12 protein-coding genes are annotated in these 13,858 nt (G+C 69.6%); 9 read left to right on the plus strand and 3 right to left on the minus strand.

Translation table 11 applies throughout. The features are described 5' to 3' along the window. Nucleotides 1-2: 2 nt before the first annotated feature. Genes VFF46_RS33070 through VFF46_RS33080 form a run of 3 tightly spaced genes read left to right on the plus strand, consistent with a single transcriptional unit; the run spans nt 3 to nt 2,706 of the window. A complete protein-coding gene (locus VFF46_RS33070) occupies nt 3-911 on the plus strand; it encodes a M14 family metallopeptidase (RefSeq protein WP_325041175.1) in 909 nt (302 codons plus the stop codon). Continuing rightward, entirely contained in the window at nt 908-1,939 is a 1,032-nt protein-coding gene (locus tag VFF46_RS33075) for a pyridoxal-phosphate dependent enzyme (protein ID WP_325041176.1), read from the plus strand. The genes VFF46_RS33070 and VFF46_RS33075 overlap by 4 nt, the downstream gene beginning before the upstream one ends. Further along, entirely contained in the window at nt 1,936-2,706 is a 771-nt protein-coding gene (locus VFF46_RS33080) for an SDR family NAD(P)-dependent oxidoreductase (protein WP_325041177.1), read from the plus strand. Before VFF46_RS33075 ends, VFF46_RS33080 begins: the two co-directional genes overlap by 4 nt. 146 nt (nt 2,707-2,852) lie before the next feature. On the opposite strand, the gene VFF46_RS33085 is transcribed toward VFF46_RS33080, so the two are convergent. Continuing rightward, nucleotides 2,853-3,230, minus strand: a complete 378-nt coding sequence (locus tag VFF46_RS33085; RefSeq protein ID WP_325041178.1) for a hypothetical protein — start codon at nt 3,228-3,230, stop codon at nt 2,853-2,855. A 254-nt stretch (nt 3,231-3,484) separates the two neighbouring features. Here VFF46_RS33085 and VFF46_RS33090 point away from each other — a divergent pair, with 254 nt between their 5' ends. The 5 genes from VFF46_RS33090 (at nt 3,485) to VFF46_RS33110 (ending at nt 8,665) form a co-directional block, all read left to right on the plus strand. After that, complete coding sequence (locus tag VFF46_RS33090; protein ID WP_325041179.1) at nt 3,485-3,889, plus strand: MarR family winged helix-turn-helix transcriptional regulator; 405 nt, start codon at nt 3,485-3,487, stop codon at nt 3,887-3,889. Continuing rightward, nucleotides 3,886-5,100, plus strand: coding sequence for an MFS transporter (locus tag VFF46_RS33095; protein ID WP_325041180.1), 1,215 nt, complete (start codon nt 3,886-3,888; stop codon nt 5,098-5,100). Before VFF46_RS33090 ends, VFF46_RS33095 begins: the two co-directional genes overlap by 4 nt. 65 nt (nt 5,101-5,165) lie before the next feature. Then, nucleotides 5,166-7,577, plus strand: a complete 2,412-nt coding sequence (locus tag VFF46_RS33100; protein ID WP_325041181.1) for a GH116 family glycosyl-hydrolase — start codon at nt 5,166-5,168, stop codon at nt 7,575-7,577. Nucleotides 7,578-7,608: 31 nt separating this feature from the next. Beyond that, nucleotides 7,609-8,139 (plus strand): TetR/AcrR family transcriptional regulator, encoded by a 531-nt coding sequence (locus tag VFF46_RS33105; RefSeq protein WP_325041182.1) that lies wholly within the window; start codon nt 7,609-7,611, stop codon nt 8,137-8,139. 28 nt (nt 8,140-8,167) lie between these two features. Then, nucleotides 8,168-8,665, plus strand: a complete 498-nt coding sequence (locus tag VFF46_RS33110; protein WP_325041183.1) for a DUF2867 domain-containing protein — start codon at nt 8,168-8,170, stop codon at nt 8,663-8,665. Here VFF46_RS33110 and VFF46_RS33115 read toward each other — a convergent pair. After that, the gene (locus VFF46_RS33115) at nt 8,622-10,448 is read right to left on the minus strand and encodes an ABC transporter permease (protein WP_325041184.1); all 1,827 of its coding nucleotides are present in this window, start codon (nt 10,446-10,448) and stop codon (nt 8,622-8,624) included. The two genes, VFF46_RS33110 and VFF46_RS33115, sit on opposite strands and share 44 nt — an antisense overlap. A 69-nt stretch (nt 10,449-10,517) precedes the next feature. Beyond that, the gene (locus tag VFF46_RS33120) at nt 10,518-11,072 is read right to left on the minus strand and encodes a TetR/AcrR family transcriptional regulator (protein ID WP_325041185.1); all 555 of its coding nucleotides are present in this window, start codon (nt 11,070-11,072) and stop codon (nt 10,518-10,520) included. 127 nt (nt 11,073-11,199) lie between these two features. On the opposite strand from VFF46_RS33120, the gene VFF46_RS33125 reads away from it, so the two are divergent. After that, a complete protein-coding gene (locus VFF46_RS33125; protein ID WP_414673118.1) occupies nt 11,200-13,758 on the plus strand; it encodes a bifunctional FO biosynthesis protein CofGH in 2,559 nt (852 codons plus the stop codon). Nucleotides 13,759-13,858: the final 100 nt, after the last annotated feature.

The following is a 13,858-nucleotide window of genomic DNA, read 5'->3' on the forward strand; positions in this document are numbered from 1 at the left end:
CGATGTCCCCGAACACGCCGGCGCTGCCGGAGGTACGGCGGATCGCCACCGGGTCACCCGGTCCGGTCGTCGCGCTGCTCGGCGGCGTCCACGGCGACGAATACGAGGGTGTGCTGGCAGCCCGCCGGCTGGCCGCCGACTTCGCCCGGTCCGGCCTCCGCGGTGAGTTGCGCTGGGCCGCGCCCGCCAACCCCGCGGCCTGGGCGGCCGGGACGCGCTGCGATCCGGAGGACGGCACCAACCTGGCTCGGGTCTTCCCGGGCTCGGCCACCGGATCGGCTGCCGAGCGGATCGCCGACCACCTCACCCGCGAACTGATCGCCGGCGCCGACCTGCTGATCGACCTGCACTCGGCGGGCAGCGGCTTCGAGATGCCGTTGCTGTGCGGGTACGCCTCGACCGGGCCGCTCGCCGCATCCGCCGCGCACGCCGCGAAGGCCTTCGCGGCGCCGATCACCTGGCAGCACCCGGTCATTCACCCGGGCCGGTCGCTCAGCGCGGCGGCGGACCTCGGCGTACCGTCGCTGTACGTCGAAGGCCGCGGCGGGCGGCAGATCCGGGCCACGGACCTCGACCTCTACACCGCGGGAGTCCGGCGCGTACTCGCGGACCTCGAGATGCTTCCGCCGGTGCCGCCAGGTGGTTCCAGCCTCGTCGTGTCGGGCGACGGCGACACCGACGGCGGCGAACTCGCACCGCTGGACGGCTACCTGGTGGTGGCCCGTTCGGCCGGCGACCTGGTCGAACCGGGCGGGCTCGTCGCTCAGCTCCTGGACGACCAGGCCCGGGTGGTGCACGAGTTCCGGGCGATCCGCCGGTCCGCCGTGATGCTGCTCGTCCGGAGTCCGTGGGTACGGCGGGGCGACACCGTGCTCATCCTCGCCAACGTCTCGAACGGAGCACCTTCGTGAACCCTGGCAGCGTTCTCGGCGAAGGCGGCACGCCGCTGGTGCCGCTCGACCGGCTGGCCCGCCGCTTCGGCCTCGGCAGTCTGTGGGCCAAGTGCGAGCACCTCAACCCGACCGGCTCGTACAAGGACCGGATCGCCGCCGCCTCGATGCGGTACGCCGTCGACCGCGGGTTCCGCGGCTGGATCGCGACCTCGTCCGGGAACGGCGGCGCGGCGATGGCGGCGTACGGCAGGCGCGCCGGGCTGACCGGCGTACTGTGCGTGCAGTCCGGCGCCCCGGCGGAGAAGCTGGCCTCGATCCGGCCGTACGGCGTACTCATGCTCGAGGTGCCCGGGATGGGTCCGGCCGTGATGGACGAGCTCGAGCGGATCGCCGCCGCGACGGAGCTGCTGCTGACGATCACAACGCACCGGCACAACCCCGTCGGTATGCGGGGCGCGGACATGATCGGCACGGAGATCCTCGCGGCGGAATCCGCGCTGACCCAGGTGTATGTCCCGTGTGGTGGCGGAGGGTTGCTCGTGGCAACAGCACGAGGGCTGGCCGGTGCGTCGCGACCCGGTTCACCCGGGGCGTCGCGGTCCGGGCCGGCCGTGGTCGCGTGCCAGCCGGAGGGTTGTGCGCCGATCGCCCTCGCCGCGGGCGGCAAGCTCGGCAGCCCTGTGGTCGCGGAGTGCACCACCGCGATCTCCGGTCTCCAACTCGCCGCGCCGCCGGACGGCGAGGCCGCGGTGGCGGCAGTGCGGGAGTCGGGCGGGTGGGGAGCCGTGGTGTCGGACGAGGAGACCTGGGCCGCGCAGGACCTGCTCGCGCGCGAGGAAGGGTTGTTCGTGGAGCCTGCTGCCGCCGTACCGCTGGCAGCCGTCGCGGCGGACGCTGCGTGCGGCCGGATCGGCGCAGCGGACCGGGTCTCCGTCGTACTCACCGGCCACGGCCTCAAGGATCTCGCCCGCTACACCTCGATCGGCGCTCCGGAGATCTGTCCCGTGGAAGCACTGGCGGAACGCATCGGCCAGGTGCGCCGATGAGCGGGAGGCTGGCCGGCCGTACGGCGTTGGTCACCGGAGCTTCGCGCGGAATCGGCGCGGCGGTGGCCGAACGATTCGCCGACGAAGGAGCACGGGTGGTGCTGGCTCATCAACCGACGGCCGACATGGCCGCACTGGCACAGGCGCGAGCGGGCGAGCTGCAGGCCCGTGGTCATGAGGCCGTCGCGATGCCCGGGGACCTCGCCACCGCCGACGGGCCGGCCGAACTGGTCGCGGCGGCCCGCGCGGCGATCGGGCCGTTGGACATCGTGGTCGCGAACGCGGCCGCAACCGGACGTGGAGCCGCGGTGGACCTGTCGGTCGAGCAGTTCGACGCCGTCCAGGCCGTGAACACCCGCGGCACCTGGCTGCTCGCCCGCGCCGCCCATCCGGATCTGGTTGCCTCAAGCAACAGCAGCCTGATCACCGTGACCTCGGTGATGGTCGCGACCGGTCAACCCGGGGCGGTGCACTACACAGCCTCCAAGGCCGCGATCCTCGGCATGACGCGAGCCCTGGCACGCGAGTGGGGACCGCAGGGGATCCGCGTCAACACCGTGATGCCCGGCGCGATCCGCACCGAGTACGAGGCCGAGACCGATCCCGACGCCGACGCTGTCGCTGCCCAGATCCTCCCCCTCCAATGCCTGCAACGCCGAGGCACCGCCGCCGACCTCACCGGCACCTTCCTCTTCCTGGCCTCCGACGACTCCAGCTTCCTCACCGGCCAAACCCTCTGCGTGGACGGCGGCTGGATCCACTACTGACTCGCGCACGAGGGCGAGCGGCAACCGGGTTTGGTCCCAGCTGGGGCAGTCTGAGCGGCCGGGGCGTGAGGCGAGGACTTGGTCCTGGCCGGCTGTCCGGCAGCGTGGGGACTGGAGCTGCGGCCAATGTGAGGAGCGAGCAATGCTCAGTGGCGCTGGACAACTATCGAACTACTGAACCCGTAGGCCTCACAGCGAGTTCCAAAGCGTGGGCTGCGGAGCCGCCACGCGCCACTCCCATGGGTCTGCCTGGATCCCGGGGAACTCTCGGTCGCACCGTTGAAGACGTCGACCGGCAGTTCGTTGCATCGCTGCATGCCGGCCATGGCCGCGGCCCGGAAGTCCGCCTGAGCTTCGGCTGCCCTGCCCAGACGGCGGAATACCCCGTACGCCGCGTTTGTCCTGAACAGCTCCGGCGCGATCTCCGCTAGCTCGGTCGACGCTTTCTCAATCTGCGTGACCAGGTCGCGCACCGCCTGCTCCTGCTCCAGCGCCCGAGCCGCGTCGGCCTTGTCGAACTTCACTCCGTGGGACCTCCCGGTCTTCAACGGGCGAGGCGGCCCAGCCACACCTCGGTCTCCTTCTCAGCCACTCCTGCCCGAGAAGGATGGTAGCTCCGCACCCGTCGAGTCTCGTCGGTCTCGATCGCACACCGCTTCGATGTCTCGACAGCTGTGACCCGCGTCGCTGGGACTTGGGGTGGAGATACATAGTAAAGCTATGTATATTTGTAGTTGTGATTGCGACTGATCTGACTCGGCTCGGTGAGGAGATGGTGGTGGCTTCGACGCGGTTGTCGCGGCTGGCCACCCGGAACGTGAACACGCTGCCGCATGCCGCGATGCGGGTGCTGGGGCGGCTGGACGAGTTGGGGCAGGCGCGGATCAGTGAGTTGGCGAAGGCGGACCGTACGTCGCAGCCGACCATGTCCAACCTGGTGCAGCGGCTCGAGGAGCAGGGGTCGGTGTTGCGTACGCCGGACCCGGCCGACTCCCGCGCCAGCCTGATCAGCCTCACCGACGCGGGTCTCGCCGAACTGCGCAGCGCCCGCCGGCAGGCCGGTGAGGCGTTGTCGGGACACCTGGGCCAGCTGCCCGCGACCGACCTCGCCACCCTGGAGGCCGCCGTCGCCGTTATCCACAAACTTCTCACCCTTGAATCGTTGGAGGACACACCCCGGTGAGTAACTCGTCGTTCCTGAAGCAGCCCAAATCCGTCTGGGCGGTCGCGTTCGCCTGCGTGATCGCGTTCATGGGCATCGGCCTGGTGGACCCGATCCTGAAGCCGATCGCCGAGCAGCTGCACGCGAGCCCGTCCCAGGTCTCGCTGCTGTTCACCAGCTACATGGCGGTCATCGGGGTCGCGATGCTGATCACCGGCGCGGTCTCCAGCCGGATCGGCGCCAAGCGCACCCTGCTGATCGGTCTGGCCATCATCGTCGTGTTCAGCGCGCTGGCCGGTCTGTCGAACTCGATCGGCATGATCGTCGCCTTCCGGGCCGGCTGGGGCCTCGGGAACGCGCTGTTCATCGCGACCGCCCTCGCCACCATCGTGAACTCGGCGTCCGGCTCGGTCGCCGAGGCGATCATCCTGTACGAGGCCGCCCTCGGTGTCGGGATCGCGGCCGGCCCGCTGGTCGGCGGCGAGCTCGGCACGATCTCCTGGCGCGGTCCGTTCTTCGGCGTCGCCGTACTGATGACGATCGCCCTTGCCGCAACCGCTTTCCTGCTGCCCGCCGCGCCGCCGCAGTCCCGCCGTACGTCGGTGATCGAGCCGCTGAAGGCGCTCCGGCACCGCTCGCTGGCCACCGTTGCGGTCACCGCACTGCTCTACAACTTCGGGTTCTTCACGCTGCTGGCGTTCACCCCGTTCCCGCTGGCGATGTCCGCGCGGCAGATCGGGTTGATCTTCTTCGGCTGGGGTCTGTGCCTCGCGTTCACCTCGGTGTTCGTGGCGCCGCGGTTGCAGGCCAAGTTCGGCACGCTGCCAGTGGCGATGACCGTACTGTTCCTGTTCGCCGTGGACCTCGCGGTGATGGGCGTGTACGCGCACCACAAGCCGGTGCTCGCGATCGGCGTGATCGTCGCGGGGCTGTTCCTCGGCATCAACAACACGCTGATCACCGAGGCCGTGATGGGAGCGGCGCCGGTCGAGCGCGGTACCGCCTCCGCGGCGTACTCCTTCGTCCGGTTCTCCGGCGGCGCGGTCGCCCCGTGGCTGGCCGGGAAGCTCGGCGAGCAGTTCAACGTCCAGCTGCCGTTCTACGTCGGCGCCTTCGCGGTGCTGCTCGCGGTCGGCGTACTGGCCACCGGCTGGAAGCCGCTGTCGCACCTGCGGGTGCCGGCCAACCACTCCGAGACCGAAGCCGAGGCGCTCACCGTCGCGGACGCCTGATTGGTCTAACCGACCCGCCGGAGAACGATTTCTCCGGCGGGTTTTCGCGTCTAGGGTCGGTACGTATGTGGCCAACTCTGCGCACCTACACCGGACGTAACCTCCGCCGGATCGCTCTGCCGCTCGGCGGCATCGGCACCGGGACGGTCAGCCTCGGCGGCCGCGGCAACCTCCGCGACTGGGAGATCGTGAACCGGCCCGCGAAGGGCTTCCATCCCGGTACGGCGTTCTTCGCGATCCGTACGGCGGCGCCGGACGGGACCGTCACCGCCCGCGCGGTCGAGGGACCGCTGGATCTCAGCGAGTACGAGGGCGCGCACGGGAGCGGCGCGCAGAACCATGGGCTGCCGCGGTTCCGGGAGGCGACGTTCGCGACCGCTTATCCGTTCGGGCGGTTGTCGTTGAAGGACGCCGACGTACCGGTCGAGGTCGATCTGGAGGCGTTCAACCCGTTCGTGCCAACCGATGTGGCGGCGAGCTCATGGCCGGTCGCGGTACTGCGGTTCGCGGTCACGAACCGGACGTCCGAGCCGCTGACGGTTTCGCTGGCCGGATCGGTGCAGAACTTCATCGGTCGGGACGGTACGACGGATGTTGCTGCGGGCAACTACAACCAGACTGCCGACGGCGGGACCGGCCCGGTGGGAGGCGAGCCGGTGCTCACCCAGGGCGTGCTGCTCCGCAGTCGCGGGGTGGATCCGTCGGCGGAGCAGTTCGGCTCGGTCGCGCTCGGCGTACTCGACGGGGTCGACGTGTCCCGCCGTACCGGATGGGCGGACCGGACCTGGGGCGACAGCCTGCTGGATTTCTGGGACGACTTCACTGCCGACGGCCGGCTCGATGAACGCGAGAGCGAGTCGCAGACACCGGTTGCCTCGGTCGCGGACCGGCGTACCGTCGCCGCCGGGGCGACCGAGCGGTTCACGTTCCTGCTCGCGTGGCACTTCCCGAACCGGCGTGGGTGGGAGAACCCGGAGTTCGTCGGCAACCACTACACGACGCTGTACGACGACGCCTGGACGGCGCTGTGCAGGTTCGCGGGGCAGCTCGACGAACTGGAGCGCCGTACCGTCACCTTTGTCGCCAGCTTCCTCGGGTCCGACCTGCCGGACGAGGTCAAGGAAGCGGCGCTGTTCAACCTCAGCACGCTGCGGACGCAAACCGTTTTCCGTACGCCGGACGGGCGTTTCTTCGGGTGGGAGGGCTGCTCGGACCACGAGGGCAGCTGCTTCGGCAGTTGTACGCACGTGTGGAACTACGAGCAGGCGACGCCGTTCCTGTTCGGGGAGATCGCTCGGTCGCTGCGGGAAACCGAATTCGCGCAGGCCACGGACGAGAACGGACTGATGAGTTTCCGGGTCGGGCTGCCGCTGGCGACGAAGGCCCGGGACTGGAAGGTGGCGGCCGCGGACGGCCAGCTCGGGTGCCTGGTGAAGCTCTACCGGGACTGGCGGCTGAGTGGTGACGACGACATGCTCCGGTCGCTGTGGCCGGCGGCGCGGCGGGCGCTCGAGTTCTGCTGGATCCCCGGCGGGTGGGACGCGGACCGCGACGGCGTGATGGAGGGCTGCCAGCACAACACGATGGACGTCGAGTACTACGGCCCGAACCCGCAGATGCAGTCGTGGTACCTGGCGGCGTTGCGGGCGTGCGAGGAGCTGGCGACGTACCTCGGTGACACCGATTTCGCGGGTCAGTGCCGCAAGCTGTTCGAGAGCGGCAGCGCGTGGATGGATTCGGAGCTGTTCAACGGCGAGTACTACCGGCACGAGATCCGGCCGCCGGCGTCCGCGGACGACATCGCACCCGGTCTGCGCGAGCGGGCCGGGGCGCCGGATCCGACGCATCCCGTGCTGCAGCTGGGCGACGGGTGCCTGGTCGACCAGCTCGTCGGTCAGCACCTCGCCCGGATCACGCAGCTCGGGTCACTGCTCGACGAGTCGCACGTCGCGACGACGTTGCGCAGCATCGTTCGGTACAACGGGTTGTCCGGGTTCACCGGGCACTTCAACCACATGCGCAGCTACGTGCTCGGCGCCGACGAGTCCGCCGTACTGATGTGCAGCTACCCGCGCGGAAACCGCCCGGAACGCCCGTTTCCGTACTTCTCCGAGGTGATGACCGGCTTCGAGCACATCCTCGCCGTCGGCCTGATCTCGGAAGGCCTGGTCGACGAGGGGCTGCAGGTGATCGCGGACATCCGGCAGCGGTACGACGGCGAACGCCGCAACCCGTACGACGAAGCCGAATGCGGCCACCACTACGCCCGCGCCATGGCGTCCTGGGGCGCCGTCGTCCAACTCACCGGCTTCGACTACAACGCCCACACCGGCACGATGCACTTCGCCCCCCGCCTCCCCGACACGGAAAACGTCTTCTGGTCCACCGGCAACGCCTTCGGCACCTTCAACACCACCACCCACGAACTAACCGTCCTGGAAGGCACGACAAACATCACCTCAGTGACCGTCGGCTGACCATACCAAACGGTATGGTATGGTCTGGGCCATGGTGCTGCGGATCGAGTGGCTGAACGTTGGGCTCCAGTTGTTGGAGACCGAGGGAGCGCCTGCGCTCACGATCGAGCGGTTGACCGGCGAACTCGGGATGACGAAGGGGTCGTTCTACCACCACTTCGGAAGTGCTGCTGGTTTCAAGCGAGCGCTGCTGGAGTACTTCGAGGCGCAGCACACGACCCGGCTGATCGACACGATCGAGGGCGAGGCGGCAAGCGCCAACGCGAAGCTGCAGCACCTGTTGCTGCTTGTGCTTGCAGATCCGGACGCAAGCGCGTTGGAGATTGCGGTGCGGGCTTGGGCGTTGCAGGATCCGGAGGTTCGGGCCGCGCAGGAGCGGGTGGACGGGGCGCGGACGGCGTACCTGAAGAAGTTGTGTCGCGGGCTGCGGGTGGATGTGGATCCGGATCGGTTCGCGCAGCTGCTGTACCTGATTCTGATCGGCGCCGAGCAGGTCGTGCCGCCGATCGACAAGCGGGACGTGCGGGAGATCTACGACCTCGTCCTGCGCCTCATCGACTGAGAGGTCTCATCGACCAAGAGGAGGGCCGATGCCCAGCACTCTGCACGAGCTCGACGATCTGGTGCCGGTCATGGACGAGATCGACGTGAAGACGGCGCACGGCGACGTCACGCTGCGGGAGTTCACCGCGGGCGCATTGAGCCACAGTCCCTTGTGGGTCAAGGGATTGTTCGCCGTCCGGATGGCCGTGGCCGCGGTACTGCGGCTGGAAACCACCGGCGTACCGGAATCGCGCCGGCTGCGGCCGGAAACCGTGAGTTTCACGCCCGGCGAGAAGAACGCGTTCTTCACCGTGATGCGCGGCGAGGAGGACCACTACCTGCTGCTCGAGGTGAAGGACAACCACCTGAACGGGTACCTCGCGATCATCACCGACAACGAGCGGCCCGCGACGTTCCAGGTGGTCACGCTGGTGAAGTTCCTGCGGCCCGCCGGGCGGTTCTACTACAACCTGATCCGGCCGTTCCACCACCAGATCATCCTCAGTATGTGCCGAGCCGGCGAGACGTCGCGCGCGCAGCGGTGAGCGCGGCGGTACCACCGACCACGATCAGCGCGGCGCCGAAGACCAGCCCGAGCAGCCGCCACGGAATCGCCAACGCAGCAAGGCCGAAAGGCCCTGCGGCAATTCCCGCGAGCGCTGCCCCGGCGACCAGCGACCCGAGCAGTACGCCGACCACGACAACGGTTGCCGACTCGACCACCGCGACTGCGACAACCTGTCCGCGAGTCAGCCCGGCCAACCGCGACAGCGTGAACTCCTGCCGCCGGTCGGCCGTCGACATCACCACCGCGTTGACCACCGCGACCGCGGTGAAGATCCCGGCGAGTCCCATCAGCGCGGCGAAGAGATCGGCATTGCTGCGCTGCTGCGCCTCCCCTCGCGCCACCGCCCATTTCTTGTCGGGTTGCCCGTCCAGTGTCGCGCCGGGCGCGAGCTTCACCAGCGTCTCGGTCCGTCCACCGGCCGGCAGCAACGCCCGCGGAACGAAGAAGTTCTCGCTGACGTCAAGCGTTTCCGGCATGATCGCAACCACCCGCACGGTCGTCAGTTTGTTGCCAAGCGCAACCTTGAGCGTCGACCCGAGCTTGTAGCCCTCGACCGCCATCCCCGGCCCGATCGCAATCGTTTTCCCGGTCAGCCTGTCCAGTGATCCCTTCCGCGGCCGCAGCTTGTGCGTCGCCTGATACCCAGCCGGATCGATCCCGACCGCCTCGGAGTAAACCGTTTTCCGCCCGCGCGTGACGACGACCGGCACCGTGGTCTGTACCGAGGCGGCCAGGATCCCCGGTCCCGGACCGATCGGATGATCGAGGACCACGTCAGCGGTGATCAGCCGCTGCTGCTCGACGCCAACCGCTTTCGCCAGCGATCCGAAAGTGCCCCACATCCCGGCCACCAGCCCGACCAGCACGATCAACGGCGCCGCGGTCGCCGAACTCCGCCGTACCGCGTGCAGGACACCGGCCCGCGCGAGGTCGGCAATCAAGTTGCCGCGGACAACGATCGCGGGAAGCCGGCCGGCCGGCGGTACGACGACAGGGCTGAGCTGACTCAACGCCACGGAGCCGCTGATCATCACGACCAGCCCGATCATCAATCCGGCAACGAGATCCCGCGCGGCCTGCGCCGCGACCACCAGCAGTACGGTGCAGAACGCGGCCGACAGCCCCCAGAACCAGCGCCACGCGGTCATCACCCGGCGCGCCGATCGCCCCTCGACGACGGCTTCGAGCGGCCTGATCCGTGACGCCCGCCAGGCCGCGGCGAGAACGCCGGCCAACGCGGTACAGATGCCGACGACCATCGCCGCCCACATCGCGCCCTGGTCCCACGGCGCGTCGAACCACGACGGCAGCATCCCGAGCTCGACCAGCAACCATGATTGCGCCCAGGTCGCCAGCGCCCCGACCGGTCCGCCGAGCACGCTCCCGGCCGCGCCGAGCGGGCCGGCCTCGACCACCACCATCACGCACAGGTAGCCGCGCTGCGCCCCAACCAGTCGGAGCAGCCCGAACTCGCGCCGCCGCTGCACGGTCACGAACCCGAACGTCGTACTCACGATGAACACGCTCAGGAAAACGGCGAGCATGACCGACATTCCGAGCAGCGTCGCGGCGCCGACGTAGCCCTCACGTACCTGGGCCCGCTGGTACGCCGACAACCCGCCCGGGAGTACCGGGTGATCGGTGGCCGCGAGCAACTGCAGGTCCGACTGCACCAGGCCGACCCCGAGCGCAACGGCCACCACCGCGCCGGCGAACAACTGCCACCTGGTGCGCAGAGCTCCGACAGACAACCTCAGCATTGGTCCAGCCAACCGCCCGGAGCCCCGCCGTACGCTGGCCCGCGCACCCGGCCGCCGGTAGCTCGTGCGCTACCTCAGCACCTCGAGCAGCGCCGCGAGATCCCGCCGGTCCACCTCGCGCGCACCGATCAGCGCCTGCATCAGCAGCCCGTCGAGCGCTGCGACCAGCAGGCGCGCCTTCTCCGGATCGGCCGTGAACGTCCGCGCGATCTCGGTCAGCGGCTCCAGCCACGCCCGTGCCGACTCCCGCAGCTCGGGCCGCCGCGCCGCGTAGAGATACAGCTCGTACAGCGCCAGCGTCCGGCCACGCCGCCGTACGACGCTGTGTTCGATCAGTCGGGCCAACTCATCGGCCGGGCGGGCGCCCAGCTCGGTCCCCCGCCCGTCCAGCTCGACGGCGAGGTCCTCCGCGGCGGACTGCAGCGCCGCGACCAGCAGGGCGTCCAGGGTCGGGAAGTGATAGGTGATCGAGGCGAGTGAGACATCGGCCTCGGCGGCCACCGCACGATGGCTCACACCTGCGACTCCGTCGCGTTCTATCACGGCCAGGGTCGCGGCCAGCAACTCGCTCCGGCGCTGCTCACCGCGTCTGCGGCGCCCGTCGGTACCCTGCCTGACCTGCACGAACAGCAAACTACCAGGACGTCCGTACGGATTGATTTTGGTTCCCGGAAACGCGGGATCAACCGTTTTCCGCAACTTATTCTCGACTTCCGTGGCCCCTTCAGAACCTGCAGCCCTGACGACTGCGATGCGGCGCGCCCTGAAGCGCGCGGACGACGGCAAGACCCTCGACCCGGCGGAGGTGGAGGTGCTGCTCGGCGCGAGCGGCGACGCCCTCACCGCGCTGATGGCGACCGCGGCCCGGGTCCGCGACCAGGGCCTGGCCGACGCCGGGCGGCCGGGCGTGATCACGTACTCGAAGAAGGTCTTCATCCCGCTGACCCGGCTGTGCCGCGACCGCTGCCACTACTGCACGTTCGCGACCACGCCGGGCCGGGTGCACTCGCCGTACCTGTCGCCCGACGAGGTGCTGGAGATCGCGCGGCAGGGTGCGGCGATGGGCTGCAAGGAGGCGCTGTTCACGCTCGGGGACGCGCCGGAGCAGCGGTGGGACGCGGCGCGGACGTGGCTGGAGGAGGCCGGGTACGACAGCACGCTGGACTACGTACGGGCGATGGCGATCCGGGTCCTCGAGGAGACCGGACTGCTGCCGCACCTGAACCCGGGCGTGATGTCGTGGCAGGACCTGCAGCGGCTGAAGCCGGTCGCGCCGAGCATGGGGATGATGCTCGAGACCACGTCGCGGCGGTTGTTCGAGGAGAAGGGGCAGCCGCACTTCGGGTCGCCGGACAAGGACCCGGCGGTCCGGCTGCGGGTGCTGGAGGACGCCGGGCGGTCGAACGTGCCGTTCACCAGCGGGCTGCTGATCGGGATCGGCGAAACGCTTTCGGAACGGGCGGAGTCGATTTTCGCGCTGCGGAAGATCGCGCGGCAGTACAACGGGCTGCAGGAGCTCATCATCCAGGGGTTCCGGGTGAAACCGGACACCGCGATGCGCAACGACGCCGACGTACCGCTGGACGAGTGGCTGGCCGCGATCGCCGCCACGCGGATCGTGCTCGGGCCGCGCGTCCGGGTGCAGGCACCGCCGAACCTGGTCGACCTGGCCGAGTGCCGGATGCTGCTCGATGCCGGCGTCGACGACTTCGGCGGGGTGTCGCCGCTGACGCCCGATCACGTGAACCCGGAGCGGCCGTGGCCGCAGATCGACGACCTCGCGAAGGTGACCGCCGAGGCCGGCTTCGTCCTGCGGGAACGGCTGACCGCGCACCCCGAGTACCTGCGCGAGCCGTGGCTCGACCCGCGGCTGATCACCCACGTTGAGGCACTGGTCGACCCCGAAACCGGCCTGGCCAACGAGGCCGCCATGCCGGTCGGCCTCCCGTGGCAGGAGCCCGACGGCGGCTGGGACAGCGTCGGCCGCACCGACCTCCACACCGCCATCGACACCGAAGGCCGCCGTACCGAGACCCGCTCCGACTTCAACGCCGCGTACGGCGACTGGGACACCCTCCGCGAGGACGTCGCCGGCCGAACTGCCCCGGAACGTCTTCAAGGTGACGTCAAGGAAGCGCTGGCCGCCGCCGAGCGCAACCCCGCCGGGCTGTCCGACGAGCAGGCGCTGACGTTGATGACCGCGACCGGGCCCGCGTTGGACGAACTGGCGCGGATCGCGGACGGGTTGCGGAAGGCAACGGTCGGCGACGACGTCACGTACGTGGTGAACCGGAACATCAACTTCACCAATGTCTGCTACACCGGGTGCCGGTTCTGCGCGTTCGCCCAGCGGCGCACCGACGCGGACGCCTACACGCTGTCGATGGAGCAGGTCGGCGACCGCGTCGACGAGGCGTGGGCCGCGGGCGCGACCGAAATCTGCATGCAGGGCGGCATCCACCCGGACCTGCCGGGCACCGCGTACTTCGACCTCGCGGCCGAGGTCAAGCGCCGGCAGCCGGAGATCCACCTGCACTCCTACAGCCCGATGGAGGTCGTGAACGGCGCTTCGCGGACCAACCTGTCCCTTCGCGACTGGCTCATCAAGGCCAAGGAAGCCGGCGTCGACTCGCTGCCCGGCACGGCGGCGGAGATCCTCGACGACGACGTCCGCTGGGTGCTCACCAAGGGCAAGCTGCCGACGTCGGAGTGGATCAAGGTCGTGACGACCGCGCACGAGGTCGGGCTGCCGACGACGTCGACGATGATGTACGGCCACGTCGACACCCCGGCGCACTGGGTCGCGCACCTGAAGCTGCTCGCGCGGCTGCAGCGCGAGGGCCTGGAGAAGCACGGGCGACGCGGGTTCAGCGAGTTCGTGCTGCTGCCGTTCATCCACCAGAGCTCGCCGATCTACCTCGCCGGGCTGGCCCGCGCGGGAGCGACCGTGCGCGAGAACCGCGCGGTGCACGCGCTGTCCCGGCTGCTGCTGCACGGCATGATCGACAACATCCAGAGCTCCTGGGTGAAGCTCGGCGTGGAAGGCAGCCGCGCGGTGCTGCAGGGCGGCGTCAACGACATCGGCGGCACGCTGATGGAGGAGACGATCAGCCGGATGGCCGGCGCGTCGAACGGGTCGTACAAGACGATCAGCGACATGCGCGAAATGGTCGAACCACTCGGGCGCCCGCTCGTGCAGCGGACGACCGGTTACGGCCGGCCGACTGCCGAACGCGTCGCCGCCGCGGAGGCATCCGACGGTGTCGCGACCGCCGTGCGCAAGCCGCTCTTGCCGCTGCTGACGCCGTAAGACGGTAGCGGGCGCCCGGGCTCCAGGGCGCCCGCTACTCTTTCCGGCTCATGGGGGTTTCTCGCTTCGCACCACTGCTCTTCGTCGCGCTTCTCGCGGG

Source organism: Kribbella sp., from assembly GCF_035655035.1.
Classification (GTDB): domain Bacteria; phylum Actinomycetota; class Actinomycetes; order Propionibacteriales; family Kribbellaceae; genus Kribbella.

What these genes read in the sequence shown, in the direction of transcription:
- VFF46_RS33070 (WP_325041175.1), top strand. Translation starts at nt 3, where the DNA reads ATGTCCCCGAACACGCCGGCGCTGCCGGAGGTACGGCGGATCGCCACC.
- VFF46_RS33080 (WP_325041177.1), top strand. Translation starts at nt 1,936, where the DNA reads ATGAGCGGGAGGCTGGCCGGCCGTACGGCGTTGGTCACCGGAGCTTCG.
- VFF46_RS33100 (WP_325041181.1), top strand. Translation starts at nt 5,166, where the DNA reads ATGTGGCCAACTCTGCGCACCTACACCGGACGTAACCTCCGCCGGATC.
- VFF46_RS33105 (WP_325041182.1), top strand. Translation starts at nt 7,609, where the DNA reads ATGGTGCTGCGGATCGAGTGGCTGAACGTTGGGCTCCAGTTGTTGGAG.
- VFF46_RS33110 (WP_325041183.1), top strand. Translation starts at nt 8,168, where the DNA reads ATGCCCAGCACTCTGCACGAGCTCGACGATCTGGTGCCGGTCATGGAC.
- VFF46_RS33115 (WP_325041184.1), bottom strand. Translation starts at nt 10,448, where the DNA reads ATGCTGAGGTTGTCTGTCGGAGCTCTGCGCACCAGGTGGCAGTTGTTC.
- VFF46_RS33125 (WP_414673118.1), top strand. Translation starts at nt 11,200, where the DNA reads ATGCGGCGCGCCCTGAAGCGCGCGGACGACGGCAAGACCCTCGACCCG.